The organism is Duganella sp. SG902, assembly GCF_013376005.1.
In the GTDB taxonomy this organism is placed as follows: Bacteria; Pseudomonadota; Gammaproteobacteria; order Burkholderiales; family Burkholderiaceae_D; genus Rugamonas.
In genome coordinates this window covers 67,171-83,439 of the sequence record NZ_JABMJK010000011.1, presented here as the reverse complement: position 1 = coordinate 83,439, position 16,269 = coordinate 67,171, and the positions used below count along the sequence as shown (strand labels likewise).

The following is a 16,269-nucleotide window of genomic DNA, read 5'->3' as shown; positions in this document are numbered from 1 at the left end:
TTGTTCAACGTTTGATCAGCGAGAGGAATTCGCGCCGCAGGGCAGGGTCCTTGAGGAAGGAGCCGTGCATGACACTGTTGATCATGCGCGCGTCGTTGTCCTTCACGCCGCGCCATTGCATGCAGAAGTGGTCGGCCTCCATGATGACCGCCAGTCCGTCCGGCTGCACTTTTTCCTGCAGCAGTTCGGCCAGCTGCACCACGGCTTCCTCCTGGATCTGCGGCCGGCTCATGATCCAGCCGGCCAGGCGCGCATATTTGGACAGGCCGATCAGGTTGGAGTGCTGGTTCGGCATCACGCCGATCCACACCTTGCCCATCACCGGACACAAATGATGCGAGCACGCGCTGCGCACGGCGATCGGTCCGATGATCATTAACTCGTTCAGGTGCGAGACGTTGGGGAATTCGGTCACCGGCGGCGCCGGCGTGTAGCGGCCGCCGAACACTTCCCTCAGATACATCTTGGCGACCCGGCGCGCCGTGTCCTGCGAATTATGGTCGCTGACGGTGTCGATCACCAGGCTTTCCAGCACGCCTTGCATGCGCTGGCTGACCTCATCGAGCAGCGCGTCCAGCTCTCCCGGTTCGATGTAGCTGGCGATGTTGTCGTTGGCGTGGAAGCGCGCGCCGTCGCGCATCAGGCGCGCGCGAATGCGCTCGGATACCGGCGTGTGGTCGGCGCGGTAGCTCAGGGACTGCTCGTTCATGGTTGGTCCTTATCGTAGATTACAGCAGGCCGGGATTGCGCTGCCAGATGCTGTAGCACAGGGCGGTCGCGAAGCTTACCCAGCCAATGTAGGGCAGCAGCAGCGCGGCGGCCAGCCGGTCGCGCTGTTGGAAGACCGCGATGGTGGCGGCGATCATCAGCCATAAAACGACGATGCAGGCAAAGGCCAGCGCTCCTTGACGCCAGGCGAAGAACAGCCAGCTCCACAACGCGTTCAGCGCCAACTGGGCGAGGTACAAACCTAGCGCCGGTTTGGCGCGCGCGGTGCGTGAGACGCGCCATACCGCTATCGCCATCAACAGATACAGCACCGTCCACGCGGGGCCGAACAGCCAAGCCGGCGGCGCCCAGTCGGGGCGGTCCAGTTGGGCGTAGAACACCGGCGCGGCGGCGGAACCGGCCGCGCCCGCGGCGGCAAAGCAGGCGGTGAGGACGATCCATCCCAGCAGGGACAGGACCGGGCGCAGGGAAAGGGCTGGTGTCATGTCGGTTTTAAAAAGTGGGTGAACAGGGCGAAGCGCAAGCGGTAGGGCAGCCAGCGCATCAGCTTGACCAGCAGCGTGAAGCGCTTCGGGAAGTGGATTTCAAACTGGCCCGCGACCAGGCCTCGCACGATGGCCCGCGCCGCGTCCTGCGGCGTTTGCAGCGCCGGCATGGTGAAGGCGTTCTTGGCGGTTAGTTCGGTCTGCACGAAGCCGGGGTTGATCAGGTAGACGTCCAGCCCGCGCGGGTGCAGGTCGGTGTATAGCAGCTCCGCCAGGTTGATCAGGGCGGCTTTGCTGGGGCCATACACGCTGGCGTTGGGCAGGCCGACGTAGCCGGCCACGCTGGCGATGATGGCGATGCCGCCGCTGCCGCGCGCCAGCATGTCCGGCAGCACCGTGGCCAGCCCGGTGTAGACGCTGCCCAGGTTGACGGCCAGCGTGTGGGCGGCGCCTTCGGCGCTGATTTCCCAGCTGCGTTCGGGGTGGTAGTCGGCGGCGCAAAAGATCACCAGGTCAATCGCACCGGCCTGCGTGCATATCTCGCGATAGCGCTCGCCCCAGGCGTCGCGGTCGAGGATGTCGAACGGCGCGACGATGGCTCGCCCGCTGGCGTGGCGCGCCGCAAGCGACTGCAGGCGCTCGGCGCGGCGTGCCGACAGCGCGACCGTGGCTCCGGCCTGCAGCAGCTCGGCCGCCAGCGCGGCGCCGATGCCGCTGGAGGCGCCGACCAGCCAGGCACGCCGGCCATGCCAGTCGTCGATGCGGCGGTTCAGCGGTTGCATGGGCGGCTCCGGTCAGGCTTTTTGCAGCAGGAACTGGACGACGTCGGTGCGGCCCTCGTCGAAGGCGGCCTCGCAGTAGGCGAAGTACATATGCCAGATGCGCAGGAAATGCTCGTCGAAGCCCTGGTCGGTGATCTGCTGGCGCGTGGCGCGGCATTGCGCGTCCCAGCGGCGCAGGGTTTCGGCGTAATCGCGGCCGAAGGCGTGGGCTTGCAGCGGCTGCAGGCCGGCGCGCGCCGCCTGACGCTCGAAACGTTCGACGCTGGGCAGCATCCCGCCCGGGAAGATGTACTGCTGGATGAAGTCCGTGCTGCTGCGATAGCGCGCGAAATGCCGCTCGCCGATGGTGATGCTCTGCACCAGCGCCTGGCCGCCCGGCCGCAGGCGCGCCGCCACGGTCTGGAAGTACTGCGGCCAGTATTGCTCGCCCACGGCTTCGAACATTTCGATCGACACCACGGCGTCATAATGGCCACCGAGATCGCGATAGTCGCGCAATTCCAGTTGCACCCGGTCGGCCAGTCCGCCGGCCCGCACGCGCCGCTGCGCGATTTCCAACTGCGATGGCGAGATGGTCACGCCATGCACGTGGATGCCCTGGCGCGCCGCTTGTTCCGCAAATCCACCCCAGCCGCACCCGATTTCCAGCACGCGTTGCCCCGGCCGCAGTTGCAGCGTGTCGATGATGCGTTGATACTTGCGGCGTTGCGCCTCTTGCAGCGGCAGGCTGTAGTCGCCGTCGAACAGGGCGCTGGAGTAGGTCCAGCTGGGGTCCAGCCACAGCTGGTAGAAGTCGTTGCCGATGTCGTAGTGGGCGTGGATGTTGCGCTGGCTGCCTTTGCGCGTGTTGGGGCGCAGCCAGTGGCGCAGCCGGTACCACGCGGCCGCCAGCGCGCCGCCGAATACCAGCCGCTCCAGGGCCGCCTCGTTGCGCAGGGCCAGTCGCAGCAGCGCGGTCAGGTCGGGCGTGTCCACCCAGCCGGCGCCGTAGGCTTCGGCGAAGCCGATGTCGCCGGCGCCCAGGATGCGTTGGCAGGCGCGCCAGTCGTGCAGCTGCAGCGTGGCGCCGCTGGTGTCGTGGGCATTGCCGAACACCATGTGCGCGCCTTCCGGCGTAATGAGCTCAAGATGGCCGACGCGGATGTTGTTCAGCAGTTTGAGAAACCAGCGCGCGCCGGCCGGTGCGGCCAGCTGCTGGGTGGTCAAGGTGTGATTCATCGTACGGTCTCCTGATGCACGGTGGTGTGGTGTGACGGGGCGGGGGGCTTGCTGAAGAAGGGCACGCGCTTCAGCCATAGCCGCAAGGCTTGCCAGTGGATGCGGAACACGATGCCGACGCCCAGCAGCGGGTAGCGGCACAAGGCGCCAATGATGGCGCGGTCGCTCATGGGGGCCGGGCGCCCACTGAGGGCGGTGCGCAGCAGCAGGCCGTGGTTGTCGTGGTAGTCGATGCTGGTGCAGTGGTTGGAGCCGCCCAGCCGGAAGCGGAAGCGGTAGTGGCCCTGCACTTCGCAGAACGGCGATACGTGCATCTGCTTGGGCGCCACCGCCGTTGCGGCGCCGCTGGCGTCGATGCGCAGCAGGTAGCGATGCGTTTCACCGAAAGTGTTGTTGACCTCCGCCAGCACCGCGCGCAGCTTGCCATCGGCCGCGTGGCATTGCCAGAAGCTGACCGGATTGAATACGTAGCCGGCCACGCGCGGGAAGGTCTGCAGCCAGATCTCGCCATCGGCCTCGATGCCGTGTGCGCGCAGCAGGCCGCGCATCCATAGTTCCAGGCTGGAGCCGTCGCGCGGACCGTAATCGCGGCTGCGGATCGACAGCGGCCGCCAGCGGTCCACGCCGAACCAGCGCGAGTTGCATTGCTCGAGCCGCGCCAGGTTGAGGCGCACGTAGAACAGCGGGTACGCGAAGCGGTGCGGCGCGGGCCGCAGGCGCGCGTGCATCACTTGTCCGTGCACCAGTTGGGCGGCGCCGGTTTTCATGGCAGCGAGGTCCATGCCGGCGCCACGCCAAACGCGGAGGCGACGCGCAGCGCGGATTTGAGGCCATCCTCGTGGAAGCCGTAGCCGGTCCATGCGCCGGCGTACCAGGCGCGGTCGATGCCCTGGATCTGCTCCAGCTGCCGCTGCGCGTGGATGGCGCCCTGGTCCATGATGGGATGGTCGTACTCGAATTTGGCCAGTACCTTGTCCGCCGCCGGCGGCGTGTGCGGATTGAGCGTGACGATCACCGGCGTCTCGAAGGGCAGCGCCTGCAACTGGTTCAGCCAGTAGCTCACGCACACCGGCCGTTGGCCGTCAACCTGCGCGCCCGACAGGTAATTCCACGCCGACCATACCTTGCGCCGACGCGGCATCAGACTGGCGTCGATGTGCAGGTAGGCGGTGTTGGGTTGGTAGCGCACGGCGCCGAGCAGGGCCCGTTCACGCGTGCTGGCATCCTGCAGCAGCGACAGCGTGATGGGCGCATGGGTGGCGAATACCACCGCGTCGAAATCCTCTGTGCCGTGCTGGCTGCTTACCTGCACCGCGCCGCCCGCGACGCGCCGCACCGCCTGCACTGGCGTGTTGAGGCGGCAGTCCGGCAATACGGCGGCGATCTTTTGCACGTAGTGGCGCGCGCCACCCGCAACCGTGCGCCACCGGGGACGGTTATTGACCTGTAATAGCGCGTGATTCAGGCAAAAACGCAGGAAGGTGGCGGCCGGGAATTGCAGGATATCGCTCGGAGAACTGGACCAGATCGCGGCGGCCATCGGCAGCAGGTAGGCGTCGCGGAAGCGCGCGCCGTAACGCTGCTGTCGCAGCAACTGGCCCAGGGTTTCTCCACTCAGCATGGCCTGCCGCAGGAAGCGCTCGGCGTTGCGGTTGAAGTGCAGGATGTCCCACAGCATGCGAAGAAAGGATGGCGAAGCGAGATTGGCGCGCTGGGCGAACACGGTGTCGAGATTGGTGCCGGCCCATTCCAGCGCGCCGTCGTCCATGGCTACGGCAAATGACATATCGCTGGCGATGCTGGCCACTGCCAGTTCGTCGAACAGCGCGATGAGGTTGGGATAAGTGCGCTCGTTGTAGACCAGGAAGCCGGTATCCACGCCGTGTGTGCGGCCTTCCAGCGTCACGTCGACGGTGTTGGTGTGGCCGCCGAGATAGCCGCCGGCCTCGAACAACACCACGTCATGCGCGCGCCGGAGGAAGTAGGCGCTGGCCAATCCGGAGATGCCGGCGCCGATGACCGCGATGCGTTGACGTTTCTGATTCATAGGGTGATGATGAGGCTGTTTAACGGGTGTGCTAATATTACTACCGACAAATCAGAAAAGCTACTAATCAGTAGCGAAAATTTACCGATGAGTATTTTTCCAAAACTTAGCTTTAAAAATCAAGCATTTAAGCTGCGCGAGAGTGCGATCCTGGATGCCGCGACCGCTGTGCTCAGCAACAAGGGCTACGATTTGATGACCATGGACGATGTCGCCGGCGCGGTTGGCATCTCCAAGCCCAGCTTGTACAAGCACTTCAAGTCGAAGGAGGAATTGGTCGGGGAAGCGCTGATCCGCCTGCTCGACGGCGCGCTGGATTATGTCGCCGCGCTGGACCCGGCCCTGGGACCGGTGGAAAAGCTGGCGGCGCTGCTGGAATGGGCGCTGCGGGTGCGGCTGGAGGGGGGCTTGCCGTTCCTGCCTTCCACCAGTCCGCACGTGCGCGATATGTTGATGCGCAACCTGAAATACATGATGAAGGTGCTCAAGCTGAATCGCCAGCTGGAAGCGCTGGTCAAGCAGGGGCAGGAGCAGGGCTTGCTCAACCGCGAGCTGCCGACGGACGTCATCCTGTTCAGCTACTACGCGCGCACCTGCGACCCGGCGGTGGAGTATCTGCAGAACTTCAGCAAGATGGCGCCCGAAGACATCGTGCGGCACATGCTGAAAGTGTCGTTTGAAGGTTTTCGTTAAGGATGGACTATGAAATTTGATCAGCCGGGAATCGCCGCACTGTTGGCGGACATGGATGACGCGACGCTCGATACGCTGGGCTTTGGGGTGATCGGCTTCGATGGACAGGACCGCGTACGGCGCTACAACGCCTTTGAATCGCAGGCGGCCGGGCTGCGGCCCGAGCGCGTGCTGGCACAGGACTTGTTCTCGGTGGTGGCACCGTGCATGAACAACTACCTGGTGGCGCAGCGCTTCATCGACGCGCGCGAAGCCGGCGTGGCGCTCGACGAAACCATCAACTATGTGCTGACGTTGCGCATGCGGCCGACCAAGGTGCAATTGCGGCTGCTGGCGGAGCCGGGAACGGAACTGTCCTACGTGTTGGTGCACCGCCTATGAACGCCGTGATTGCCGCCCCGGACGTCGATGAGTACGAGGCGTTGCTGCAGTTCCTGTACATGGCGCCGGTGGGCCTGGTGCAACTGGCGTCGGACGGCAGCATCCTGATGCTCAATCCACTCTCGGCCCAGCTCATGATGCCGCTCAGCCGCGAGGGCGAACTGACCAACCTGTTCGACGCGCTGGCGCCGGTGGCGCCGGACCTGCGGCAGCTGTGCGCGGCCTATGCTGCGGACAGTGGGCAGATCTGCGACGCCACCCGCCTGTACCTGTACGGCGATCAGGCCGGGCAGGGCCCGCGGGTGCTGTCGCTCAGCATGTTGAAGCTGGACCCAGCGCGCCTGATGGCGGTGCTGAGCGACGTCACCGAGCAGGATAGGCGCGAACGCCAGTTGCGCAATACCGACGCCTGGCTGCACGCCATCATGACCAACATCGCCGATTATGCGCTGGTGAGCCTCGACCAGCGCGGCCGCATCACGGCCTGGAACGACAGCATCGGCCGCGTCACCGGCCATGGCGCGGACGCGGTGGGGCAGCCATATGCGTTGTTCCATCCCGACGGCGCCACCACGCCCATGCAGCAACTGGATCGCCTGCGCGATGCCGACGACAATGGCTGGTCGCTCGACGAGGGCATGCGCCGGCGCGCCGACGGCAGCCAGTTCTGGGCGAGCGCCCTGATCGCGCCGCTGCCGGGCCGGTTGGAAGGCGAGAATGGCGAGCCCGCATATTGCATGATCATCCGCGACATATCCGACAAGCGCGAGATCAGCCAAAGCCTGCGCCAGGCCGCGTATTGCGATCACCTGACCGGCTTGTCCAACCGGCGCGCCTTCTTCGAGTCGGCGGAGCTGGAGCTGGCGCGCAGCAAAAAGGCGCCGCGCCCGATCGCGCTGATCATGCTGGACGCCGACCATTTCAAGGCCATCAACGACAACTACGGCCATCCGGCCGGCGACGCCGTGCTATGCCGGTTGGCCGCGGCCATGCGTACGGTGTGCCGCGAGGTGGACGTGCTGGCCCGCATCGGCGGCGAGGAATTCGCCGTGCTGCTGCCATCGGTGGGCCTGGACGACGCGCTGGCGGTGGCAGAGCGCCTGCGCGCGCAGGTGCAACGCAGCCCGGTGCTGTATCAGCGTCAGCGCATTCCCTGCACGGTGAGCCTGGGCGTGGCCGTGATGGACGACAGCATGGCCGGCTTTGAAAGCCTGCTCGCGCGCGCCGACCAGGCCTTGTATCAGGCCAAGCGGCGCGGGCGCAATCAAGTGGCAAGCTGGCAGGAGGGATTGGAATGAGTGCCGACTCCGACCATGCTTACGAGACGCTGATCCAGTTCCTGTATCGCGCGCCGGTGGCGTTGATGCAGCTGCGACTGGATGGCGAGATCGAGATGCTGAACCCGATGGCGTCACGTTTGCTGATGCCGCTCGCGCCGGACGGCGACTTGCAGAACCTGTTCGAGGTACTGCGGCCGCATGCGCCGGACCTGGCGCAACTGAGCGCGGATTTCGCGCCGGAGCATGGTTTGATCTGCGAGGGACGGCGCATCACGCTGCCGGCCGGCGCGGACAAGGGGCCGGAGGTGCTGTCGCTTGGCCTGTTGAAGGTGGACCGGCAGCGCCTGATGGCGGTGCTGGTGGACGCCACCCATGAGGTGATGCGTGAGCAGCGCGTGCTGGCCAGCCGCCTGGCCAGCGCCGCGCGCCTCGACCCGCTGACCCAACTGGCCAATCGCAGCCGCTCGCTGGAGCTGCTGCAGGAGATGACGCAGCGCGCGCGGCAGCCCGACGGCGATCATTGTGCGGTGTTGTTCATCAATGTGGACCGCTTCAAGCAGATCAACGACACTTTCGGCAACGAGGTCGGAGACCAGGTGATGGTGCTGGTGGCGGAACGCTTGCGCACCACGGTGCGTTCCGGCGGCCGGCCGCCGGGGAAGCCCAACCCCACCGAGGTGGCGGCGCGCGTGGGCGGTGACGAGTTCGCGCTGCTGCTCGACGGACTGCCCCAACAAGACACCGCCGAGCGCATCGCGGCGCGCCTGCTGGATCGTCTAAGCCTGCCGTTCCAGGTCGGCGCCCACGAGTTGATCTGCACTTTCAGCATCGGCATCGTGCCGCTGGAGGAGGGAGCGCGGCAAGCCGACGACGTGCTGCGCGACGCGGCCATCGCCATGCGTGTGGCCAAGGCGGAAGGAGGCAACCGGTTCGCCGTGTTCGCGCGCCAGATGCGCGAACAGGCGGTGCTGCGCGGCGGCCTGGAGGCGGACCTGCGCAACGCCATCGAGCGCGGCGAATTGTTCACGGTGTACCAGCCGGTGGTTGGGCTGCTGGCGGACGGCCGGATCGACCGCACCGCCGGGGTGGAGGCACTGGTGCGCTGGCGTCATCCGGTGCGCGGCCTGGTTGGGCCAACGGAGTTCATCGGCGTCGCCGAGGACTGCGGCCTGATCGGCGCGATCGGCGAGCAGGTGCTGGACATGGCCTGCGCCGATTTCGCCCGTTGGCGCGCGCAATTGGGCGCCGGTGCGCCACGCCTGCTGGCGGTGAACTTGTCGCGCGCACAGCTCAACCAGTCCGGATTGTGCGAGCGGGTCGGCGCCATCATGGCCGCACACGGCATGGAACCCGGCAGCCTGCAGCTGGAGATTACCGAAAGCCTGGCGGCGCAGGGCACGGACGTGCGGCAGCAGTTGCTGGGATTGAAGGCGCTGGGTGTGAAACTGGCGCTGGACGATTTCGGCACCGGCTACTCCTCGCTCTCCAGCCTGCACCTGCTGCCGGTGGATACGGTCAAGATCGACCGCTCGTTTATCACGCTGGCGGCGAGCAGCCGCCATCACGAGGTGCTGATCGAGGCCACGGTGAAGGTGGCGCGCAGCCTGGGGATGAACACCGTGGCGGAGGGGATAGAAACGCCGCAGCAGGCGGCCGTGGTGTCGGCGCAGGGCTGCGACAAGGGACAGGGCTATTTGTATAGCCGGCCGATTTCGGGCGCCGCCATCGAGGAGTGGCTCAGCGCCGTGGCTTGAGGCTTATTTGGGCGCCGCGACCGAACCGCGCATGGTCACCGTCACCGGGAATTCGCGCGAGATTTCGTGCTGGGTGCCGTAGCAGATATTCAGCAGCCAGCGCACGGCGTTCTGCGTCAGTTGCTGCATCGGGATGTGCACCGAGGTCAGGCCCGGCGACGAGAATTCCGCCGAGTAGTCATCGTCGTAGCCGATGATGGAGACGTCCCTCGGCACGTTGATGCCGGCGCGGTGGAAGCAGGACATGGAGCCGATCGCCATCTCATCGTTGGCGCAGAACAGGCCCGTGAAATGGCGGCCCTCGTTGAGCAGTTGCTGGGTGGCGCCAAAACCGCCTTCGCGCGAGAAGTCGGATGGAATCAGGCGCACCGCTTCGCGCTGGATGCCGTGGCGGGCCAGCTCGTCGAAGAAGCCGCGCAAGCGTTCCTCGTTGTCCGAGGTGCCGGTGGGGCCGGAGATCACCGCAAGCTGGCGGTGGCCGGCGTCCAGCAGCGTGCGCGCGGCCAGCTCGCCGCCGTGGTAGTGGTCGGGGCAGAACGACGACGTTTCCAGCGCGGCGCTGCGGCGGTTGAGGAAGGCCATCTTGGGGTGCATCTTGTGCAGCATCTGCATGTCTTCATCGAGCAGGTCGTGGCCCAGCACCACGATGCCGTCGCAATCGCGGCCGATCAGGAACTTCACCGCCTCGACGGCTTCCTCGCGCGGGGTGCCGTCGCCGCAGCCGGTGGCCACCACCACGTGTCGGCGCATGGCGCGCAGTTCGATGTCGGTTTGCTTGAGGATGGTGCCGTAGTAGGCGCCGAAGAAGGAGGGCGCGAAGATGCCGATCATGCCCAGCGACTGCGCCGACAACGAGCGGCCGATGGAGGAAGGGCGGAAATTCAGCTGTTCGATGGCGGCTTGTACTTTTTTCATCGCCTCGGCCGATACCGGACCGGCGCCCGAAATGGCGCGCGATGCTGTCGACATGCCTACACCGGCGAGCATTGCGACGTCTTTCAGTGTTGCCACACAATCTCCTATGAACGATGGGCGCTAAATCGTTATCCTAACATGGTATAATCGTCGATTGCTCGTAATCTTTGTGACGTATTAAGCAACCATCATGCAATCGCAACCACTCTCTCGTCTTCCCCAGCCAGCCGCCGGCGCGCCAGCACCCAAGGTGGGCTTTGTATCGCTCGGCTGCCCCAAGGCGCTGGTCGACTCCGAACAGATTCTGACCCAGCTGCGCGCAGAGGGTTACGAGACCGCCAAGTCCTACGACGGAGCCGACCTGGTGATCGTCAACACCTGCGGCTTCATCGACGCGGCGGTGCAGGAATCGCTGGACGCCATCGGCGAGGCGCTGGCCGAAAACGGCAAGGTGATTGTAACCGGCTGCCTGGGCGCCAAGAAGGATACCGATGGTTCGGACCTGATCACCAAGATCCACCCGAAGGTGCTGGCCGTCACCGGCCCGCACGCGCTGGGCGAGGTGATGGACTCGGTGCACCTGCACCTGCCGAAACCGCACGAGCCGTTCATCGACCTGATTCCGCCGCAAGGCGTGAAACTGACGCCGAAGCACTACGCCTACCTGAAAATCTCGGAAGGCTGCAATCACCGCTGCTCGTTCTGCATCATCCCGTCGATGCGCGGCGACCTGGTGTCGCGTCCTATCGGCGAACTGCTGCTGGAGGCGGAGAACCTGTTCAAGTCGGGCGTGAAGGAACTGCTGGTGATCTCGCAGGACACCTCGGCCTACGGCGTGGACGTCAAGTTCCGCACCGGTTTCTGGAACGGCCGCCCGATCAAGACCCACATGACGCAGCTGATGGAAGCGCTGGGCGAATTGGCCAAGTCCTACGGCGCCTGGGTGCGTGCGCACTACGTCTATCCGTACCCGCACGTGGATCAGGTGATCCCGCTGATGGGCGAGCATATCCTGCCTTACCTGGACATTCCGATGCAGCACGCGCATCCCGATGTGCTGAAGCGCATGAAGCGTCCGGCCAGCGGCGAGAAGAACCTGGACCGCATCCTCGCATGGCGCGCCATGAACCCGGACCTGACCATCCGCTCGACCTTCATCGCCGGCTTCCCGGGCGAGACCGAGGCGGAATTCGAATACCTGCTGGACTTCCTGAAGGAAGCGCAAATCGACCGCCTGGGCTGCTTCGCCTATTCGCCGGTGGAAGGCGCCACCGCCAACGAACTGGCCAACCCGGTGCCGGAAGAAGTGCGCGAAGAGCGCCGTGGCCGCGTGATGCTGTTGCAGGAAGAAATCTCGAAAGCGCGCCTGAAAGCGAAAGTCGGTAAAACCGTGCGCGTGCTGATCGATGAAGTCAACCGCACCGGCGGCGTCGGCCGCTCGGCCGCCGACGCGCCGGAAATCGACGGCGTGGTGTACGTCAAGCCGCCGTTCGAACCGCACAAGAAACTGGTGGTCGGCCAGTTCGTTGACGTGAAAATCACCACATCTGACGCACATGACCTGTGGGGCGAGGCACTTTAAGCCATTCGTCTACTATAATAAAGGCGGACCAGCGTAACGGCGGTCCGCCTTTTTTGTTAGATGAGCTTATGCCTGACTTGAAATTCCTGGCGGCGCTTGCCGCTTGCATGTTGATGGCCTCCGCAACCGCTGCCGACGTGCCGGTCATGCTGGAAGAAATGACAAGCACCGAGCTGCGCGCCCGCATCGACGGCGGCGCCACCACGGCGATCATTCCCATCGGCGGCACCGAGCAAAGCGGCCCGTATATCGCGCTGGGCAAGCACAATGTGCGCGCCACCGTGCTGGCGCGGATGATCGCGCAAAAGCTGGGCAACGCGGTGGTGGCGCCGGTGGTGTCCTATGTCCCCGAGGGCAGCATCACGCCGCCGGCCGGCCACATGAAGTTTGCCGGCACCTTGTCGATCCCCGAATCCACGTTTGAAGATCTGCTGTTTGCGGCCGGCCAGAGCCTGCGCCAGCACGGTTTCCGCCACGTCGTCCTGATCGGCGACCATGGCGGCTACCAGAAAAGCGAAACGCGCGTGGCGCAGCGCCTCAACAAGGCCTGGGCCAAGGATGGCAAGGCCGGCGCCTTGGCGCTGCTGGCGTATTACGACGTAACGCAGGAACCCTTTATCGCCGATCTGGAAAAGCGCGGCTACAGCAAGGCCGAAATCGGCCTGCATGCCGGCCTGGCCGACGCCTCGCTGATGCTGGCGACCGATAAATCCCTCGTGCGCACCGAGGCGCTGGCACGCGGCCCGTCCCCCACCGTGAACGACGGCGTGCGCGGTGACGCGCGCCGCGCCACGGCGGAATTGGGCAAGCTGGGCGTGCAGCGCATTGTCGACACCTCGGTCGCGGCGATTTCCGAATTTGCGGCGCATGGCGCGCCGTCCACTCCTCATAAAGAAGCCAAATGAAAACTAATCACATCGCTTATGCGGCGCTGGCCGCCGCCGGTCTGATCGCAGCGGGCAGCCTGGTGGCTGTCGGTTATTCGCAGTCGGCGCAAGCCGCGCAGGCAGGCCAGGCGGCGCCTGCCGCCGCTTCCGCCGGCGCGGCCGCCGCGCCGTCCAACGTGTATGCCGGCATCAGCCCGGCCAACCTGAGCCCGGCCTTGCGCGACCACCTGCCGCGCGTGTACGTGCCCAACCTGCGTTCCAACGACGTCTACGTGATCGACCCGGAAACGCTGAAGGTGGTGGACAAGTTCAAGGTCGGCGTCGGCCCGCAGCACGTGGTGCCGGCATGGGACATGCAAACGCTGTGGGTCGCGAATAACGCCGAGCGCACCAACAAGGGCAGCCTGACGCCGATCGATCCGCGCACCGGCAAGCCGGGCACGCAGGTCGCGGTGGACGACCCTTACAATATGTACTTCTCGCCGGATGGCAAATCGGCCATCGTGGTGGCTGAGGCCTTGCACCGCCTTGACTTCCGCGATCCGAAGACCATGCAGATGCAGTATGCGATCGACGTGCCGCAATGCGGCGGCATCAACCACGCCGACTTCTCGCCGGACGGCCGCTATGCCATGTTCACCTGCGAATTCGCCGGTTCGGTGGCGCGCATCGACCTGCAGACGCGCAAGGTGGAAGGTTATCTGAAACTGTCCATGCCGGCCACGCGCTTCTCGGAAAAGGATCCGATCGACCAGCTGCTGGCGAATGAGGTGTGCAGCAAGAAGAAAGGCATGCCGCAGGACATACGCGTGTCGCCGGACGGTAAGCGCTACTACATCGCCGACATGGACGCTGACGGCGTGCATATCGTTGACGCGGCATCGTTCACCAAGGTTGGTTTTATCCCTACCGGTGTCGGCGCGCACGGCCTGTACCCGAGCCGCGACGGCACCAAGCTGTATGTGGCCAACCGCGGCACGCACAACATCCACGGCAAGCCGAAAGGCAAGGGCCGCGTGACCGTGATCGACTTCGCCACCGAAAAAGTGCTGGCGCAATGGCCGATTCCCGGCGGCGGCAGCCCGGACATGGGCAACGTCAGCGCGGACGGCAAGTACCTGTGGCTGTCGGGCCGCTTTGACGACGTGGTGTACCGCATCGACACCGCCAACGGCGACGTCAAGAAAATCAAGGTTGGCCAGGAGCCGCACGGCCTGACCGTGTGGCCGCAACCAGGCAAATACTCGCTGGGCCATACCGGCAATATGCGATGAGCGTGAAAAAATCTCCGCAGACGGCGCTGATCCACACGGATTACCAGGCGCCGGAGGGCTTTGCCGCTTTTCCGAGCGCGATTCATCATGCCTCCACGGTGCTGTTCAAGAACGTGGCGGCCATGCGCTCGGGCGACTGGAAAGAGAAGAACGCCTATACCTACGGCCTGCACGGCACACCGACCACCTTCACGCTGGAAGCGCGGCTGGCCGAAATCGAGGATGGCAAGCATTGCCTGCTGGCGCCGAGCGGGCTGGCGGCGATCGCCATGGTGGACTTCGCGCTGCTCAAGTCGGGCGACGATGTGCTGTTGCCGGATAACGTCTACAACCCGAACCGCGAGCTGGGACGCTGGCTGTCGGCCGATTACGGCATCACCGCGCGCTACTACGATCCTCTGATCGGCGAGGGCATCGCGGAGCTGATCCAGCCGAACACCAAATTGATCTGGACCGAGGCGCCGGGGTCGGTGTCGATGGAAGTGCCGGACCTGCCGGCCATCTGCAAGGAGGCGCACGAGCGTGGCGTGCTGGTGGCACTGGACAACACCTGGTCCGCCGGCCTGGCGCTGCGCGGCTTCGATCTCGGTGTGGACATCATCATGCAGGCGCTGACCAAGTACCAGTCCGGCGGCTCGGATGTGCTGATGGGCGCCGTCATCACGCGCGACCGCGCGCTGCACGACCAGCTTAGCCTCGCGCACATGCGTCTCGGCATGGGCGTGGGCGCGGACGATGCCTACCTGGTGTCGCGCGGCTTGCCAACCATGCGCCTGCGTTTCGACGCGCACGACGCGGCGGCACGCAAGCTGGCCGCATGGCTGCAGGCGCGGCCCGAAATCACCAGGGTGCTGCACCCGGCTTTCCCCGATTGTCCGGGCCACGACGTCTGGAAGCGAGACTTCAGCGGCGCCGGCGGCCTGTTCTCGGTGATCTTCGATGAGCGCTACACGGAGGAGCAAACCGACCGCTTTGTCGACTCGCTCAAGCTGTTCAAGATCGGCTATAGCTGGGGCGGCGCGAACAGCCTGGTCATGCCATACCGCATGCAGCACATGCGCAAGAACTGGCAAGGCAAGGGCACGCTGGTTCGCTTCAACGTGGGCCTGGAAGATGTGCAGGATTTGATCGCCGATATTGAGCAAGCATTTAAGGAATTGTAATGAGTAAGTTTTGGAGCAAAGTCGTACATGGTTTGACGCCTTACACGCCGGGCGAGCAGGTGCAGATGCCCGGTCTAGTGAAGTTGAACACCAACGAAAACCCCTACGGCCCGTCGCCCAAGGCGATCGCCGCGATGCAGGCCGCCGCCGGCGACAGCCTGCGCAAATATTCCGATCCGTCCAACGCGGCGGTGAAGGATGCGGTGGCGCGCCGTTTCGGCTTGACGCGCGAACAGGTCTTCGTCGGCAACAGCTCGGACGAGGTGCTGGCGCATACCTTCCACGCCTTGCTCAAGCACGACCTTCCGCTGCTGGCGCCCGACATCAGCTACAGCTTCTATCCGACTTACTGTAGCCTGTATGGCATCGAATGCGTGCAGATTCCGCTGAACGAGCGCTTCGAGATCGATATCGCGGACTACAACCGTCCGTGCGGCGCCATCATCATCGCCAATCCGAACGCGCCGACCGGTATCGGCCTGCCACTGTCGCAGATCGAAGCGCTGGTGGCCGCGCATCCGGATCAGGTGGTGGTGATCGACGAGGCGTATGTGGACTTCGGCGGCCAGAGCGCCGCTGCGCTGCTGGGCCGTTACGACAATCTGCTGGTGATCCAGACGCTGTCGAAATCGCGCTCGCTGGCTGGCTTGCGCGTGGGCTTCGCGGTCGGCCATCCGGACCTGATCGCGGGCCTGGAGCGCGTGAAGAACAGCTTTAACTGCTACCCACTGGGCCAGGTTCAGCAGGCCGGCGCCGTGGCCGCGCTGGATGATGTGGCGTACACCGAGCAGACGTCCAACGCCGTCATCGCCAGCCGCACCTGGTTGACGGCGCAGTTGCAGGCGCTCGGCTTCGAGGTGCTGCCGTCGCAGGCCAACTTCGTGTTTGCGCGCCATCCCCGGCACGACGGCGCGCAGCTGGCCAAGGCATTGCGCGAGCGCGCCATCCTTGTGCGTCACTTCACGGCGGCGCGTATCGACCAGTTCCTGCGCATTTCCATCGGCACGGACGAGGAGTGCGGCAAGTTGGTGGATGCGCTGAAAGGCATTCTGTCCTGAACAGTTTCTGATATACTGTAT

Annotated in this window: 16 protein-coding genes; 9 read left to right on the top strand and 7 right to left on the bottom strand. The window is 65.1% G+C overall.

The features are described from left to right. Positions 1 to 4: 4 nt before the first annotated feature. From folE to FHW83_RS21620, 6 genes are read right to left on the bottom strand one after another with little or no spacing between them, the layout of a single operon-like run. The gene (folE, locus tag FHW83_RS21645; protein ID WP_176648430.1) at positions 5 to 709 is read right to left on the bottom strand and encodes a GTP cyclohydrolase I; all 705 of its coding nucleotides are present in this window, start codon (positions 707 to 709) and stop codon (positions 5 to 7) included. Positions 710 to 728: 19 nt separating this feature from the next. Next, on the bottom strand, positions 729 to 1,214 hold the full coding sequence (locus tag FHW83_RS21640; protein ID WP_176648429.1) for a TspO/MBR family protein: 486 nt from the start codon (positions 1,212 to 1,214) through the stop codon (positions 729 to 731). Further along, positions 1,211 to 1,996 carry an SDR family NAD(P)-dependent oxidoreductase gene (locus FHW83_RS21635; RefSeq protein ID WP_176648428.1) on the bottom strand — a complete coding sequence of 262 codons (786 nt, stop codon included), beginning with the start codon at positions 1,994 to 1,996 and terminating at the stop codon, positions 1,211 to 1,213. The genes FHW83_RS21640 and FHW83_RS21635 overlap by 4 nt, the downstream gene beginning before the upstream one ends. A gap of 12 nt (positions 1,997 to 2,008) precedes the next feature. Further along, positions 2,009 to 3,214, bottom strand: coding sequence for a cyclopropane-fatty-acyl-phospholipid synthase family protein (locus FHW83_RS21630; protein WP_176648427.1), 1,206 nt, complete (start codon positions 3,212 to 3,214; stop codon positions 2,009 to 2,011). Further along, positions 3,211 to 3,981 (bottom strand): DUF1365 domain-containing protein, encoded by a 771-nt coding sequence (locus FHW83_RS21625; RefSeq protein ID WP_176648560.1) that lies wholly within the window; start codon positions 3,979 to 3,981, stop codon positions 3,211 to 3,213. Before FHW83_RS21625 ends, FHW83_RS21630 begins: the two co-directional genes overlap by 4 nt. After that, positions 3,978 to 5,261 carry an NAD(P)/FAD-dependent oxidoreductase gene (locus FHW83_RS21620; protein ID WP_176648426.1) on the bottom strand — a complete coding sequence of 428 codons (1,284 nt, stop codon included), beginning with the start codon at positions 5,259 to 5,261 and terminating at the stop codon, positions 3,978 to 3,980. The genes FHW83_RS21625 and FHW83_RS21620 overlap by 4 nt, the downstream gene beginning before the upstream one ends. Before the next feature lie 87 nt (positions 5,262 to 5,348). On the opposite strand from FHW83_RS21620, the gene FHW83_RS21615 reads away from it, so the two are divergent. Genes FHW83_RS21615 through FHW83_RS21600 form a run of 4 tightly spaced genes read left to right on the top strand, consistent with a single transcriptional unit; the run spans position 5,349 to position 9,369 of the window. After that, positions 5,349 to 5,954 carry a TetR/AcrR family transcriptional regulator gene (locus tag FHW83_RS21615; protein WP_176648425.1) on the top strand — a complete coding sequence of 202 codons (606 nt, stop codon included), beginning with the start codon at positions 5,349 to 5,351 and terminating at the stop codon, positions 5,952 to 5,954. A gap of 9 nt (positions 5,955 to 5,963) precedes the next feature. Continuing rightward, positions 5,964 to 6,335, top strand: coding sequence for a phosphonate transporter (locus FHW83_RS21610; RefSeq protein ID WP_176648424.1), 372 nt, complete (start codon positions 5,964 to 5,966; stop codon positions 6,333 to 6,335). After that, positions 6,332 to 7,633 (top strand): sensor domain-containing diguanylate cyclase, encoded by a 1,302-nt coding sequence (locus FHW83_RS21605; protein ID WP_176648423.1) that lies wholly within the window; start codon positions 6,332 to 6,334, stop codon positions 7,631 to 7,633. Before FHW83_RS21610 ends, FHW83_RS21605 begins: the two co-directional genes overlap by 4 nt. Continuing rightward, positions 7,630 to 9,369, top strand: a complete 1,740-nt coding sequence (locus FHW83_RS21600) for a bifunctional diguanylate cyclase/phosphodiesterase (protein ID WP_176648422.1) — start codon at positions 7,630 to 7,632, stop codon at positions 9,367 to 9,369. The genes FHW83_RS21605 and FHW83_RS21600 overlap by 4 nt, the downstream gene beginning before the upstream one ends. 3 nt (positions 9,370 to 9,372) lie before the next feature. On the opposite strand, the gene FHW83_RS21595 is transcribed toward FHW83_RS21600, so the two are convergent. Then, the gene (locus FHW83_RS21595) at positions 9,373 to 10,380 is read right to left on the bottom strand and encodes a LacI family DNA-binding transcriptional regulator (protein ID WP_176648421.1); all 1,008 of its coding nucleotides are present in this window, start codon (positions 10,378 to 10,380) and stop codon (positions 9,373 to 9,375) included. 94 nt (positions 10,381 to 10,474) lie between these two features. Between FHW83_RS21595 and rimO the strand changes: the two genes are divergently transcribed. From rimO to hisC, 5 genes are all read left to right on the top strand, one after another. Beyond that, entirely contained in the window at positions 10,475 to 11,866 is a 1,392-nt protein-coding gene (gene rimO / locus FHW83_RS21590) for a 30S ribosomal protein S12 methylthiotransferase RimO (protein ID WP_176648420.1), read from the top strand. A gap of 68 nt (positions 11,867 to 11,934) precedes the next feature. Continuing rightward, positions 11,935 to 12,771 carry a creatininase family protein gene (locus FHW83_RS21585; protein WP_176648419.1) on the top strand — a complete coding sequence of 279 codons (837 nt, stop codon included), beginning with the start codon at positions 11,935 to 11,937 and terminating at the stop codon, positions 12,769 to 12,771. Beyond that, positions 12,768 to 14,027: a YncE family protein gene (locus tag FHW83_RS21580; protein ID WP_176648418.1), complete on the top strand. Its 1,260-nt coding sequence runs from the start codon at positions 12,768 to 12,770 to the stop codon at positions 14,025 to 14,027. Before FHW83_RS21585 ends, FHW83_RS21580 begins: the two co-directional genes overlap by 4 nt. Next, the gene (locus FHW83_RS21575; RefSeq protein WP_176648417.1) at positions 14,024 to 15,190 is read left to right on the top strand and encodes a cystathionine beta-lyase; all 1,167 of its coding nucleotides are present in this window, start codon (positions 14,024 to 14,026) and stop codon (positions 15,188 to 15,190) included. Before FHW83_RS21580 ends, FHW83_RS21575 begins: the two co-directional genes overlap by 4 nt. Further along, entirely contained in the window at positions 15,190 to 16,248 is a 1,059-nt protein-coding gene (gene hisC, locus FHW83_RS21570; RefSeq protein ID WP_176648416.1) for a histidinol-phosphate transaminase, read from the top strand. The genes FHW83_RS21575 and hisC overlap by 1 nt, the downstream gene beginning before the upstream one ends. Positions 16,249 to 16,269: the final 21 nt, after the last annotated feature.

What these genes read in the sequence shown, in the direction of transcription:
- folE (WP_176648430.1), bottom strand. Translation starts at nt 709, where the DNA reads ATGAACGAGCAGTCCCTGAGCTACCGCGCCGACCACACGCCGGTATCC.
- FHW83_RS21640 (WP_176648429.1), bottom strand. Translation starts at nt 1,214, where the DNA reads ATGACACCAGCCCTTTCCCTGCGCCCGGTCCTGTCCCTGCTGGGATGG.
- FHW83_RS21635 (WP_176648428.1), bottom strand. Translation starts at nt 1,996, where the DNA reads ATGCAACCGCTGAACCGCCGCATCGACGACTGGCATGGCCGGCGTGCC.
- FHW83_RS21630 (WP_176648427.1), bottom strand. Translation starts at nt 3,214, where the DNA reads ATGAATCACACCTTGACCACCCAGCAGCTGGCCGCACCGGCCGGCGCG.
- FHW83_RS21625 (WP_176648560.1), bottom strand. Translation starts at nt 3,981, where the DNA reads ATGAAAACCGGCGCCGCCCAACTGGTGCACGGACAAGTGATGCACGCG.
- FHW83_RS21620 (WP_176648426.1), bottom strand. Translation starts at nt 5,261, where the DNA reads ATGAATCAGAAACGTCAACGCATCGCGGTCATCGGCGCCGGCATCTCC.
- FHW83_RS21615 (WP_176648425.1), top strand. Translation starts at nt 5,349, where the DNA reads ATGAGTATTTTTCCAAAACTTAGCTTTAAAAATCAAGCATTTAAGCTG.
- FHW83_RS21610 (WP_176648424.1), top strand. Translation starts at nt 5,964, where the DNA reads ATGAAATTTGATCAGCCGGGAATCGCCGCACTGTTGGCGGACATGGAT.
- FHW83_RS21605 (WP_176648423.1), top strand. Translation starts at nt 6,332, where the DNA reads ATGAACGCCGTGATTGCCGCCCCGGACGTCGATGAGTACGAGGCGTTG.
- FHW83_RS21600 (WP_176648422.1), top strand. Translation starts at nt 7,630, where the DNA reads ATGAGTGCCGACTCCGACCATGCTTACGAGACGCTGATCCAGTTCCTG.
- rimO (WP_176648420.1), top strand. Translation starts at nt 10,475, where the DNA reads ATGCAATCGCAACCACTCTCTCGTCTTCCCCAGCCAGCCGCCGGCGCG.
- FHW83_RS21585 (WP_176648419.1), top strand. Translation starts at nt 11,935, where the DNA reads ATGCCTGACTTGAAATTCCTGGCGGCGCTTGCCGCTTGCATGTTGATG.
- FHW83_RS21580 (WP_176648418.1), top strand. Translation starts at nt 12,768, where the DNA reads ATGAAAACTAATCACATCGCTTATGCGGCGCTGGCCGCCGCCGGTCTG.
- FHW83_RS21575 (WP_176648417.1), top strand. Translation starts at nt 14,024, where the DNA reads ATGAGCGTGAAAAAATCTCCGCAGACGGCGCTGATCCACACGGATTAC.
- hisC (WP_176648416.1), top strand. Translation starts at nt 15,190, where the DNA reads ATGAGTAAGTTTTGGAGCAAAGTCGTACATGGTTTGACGCCTTACACG.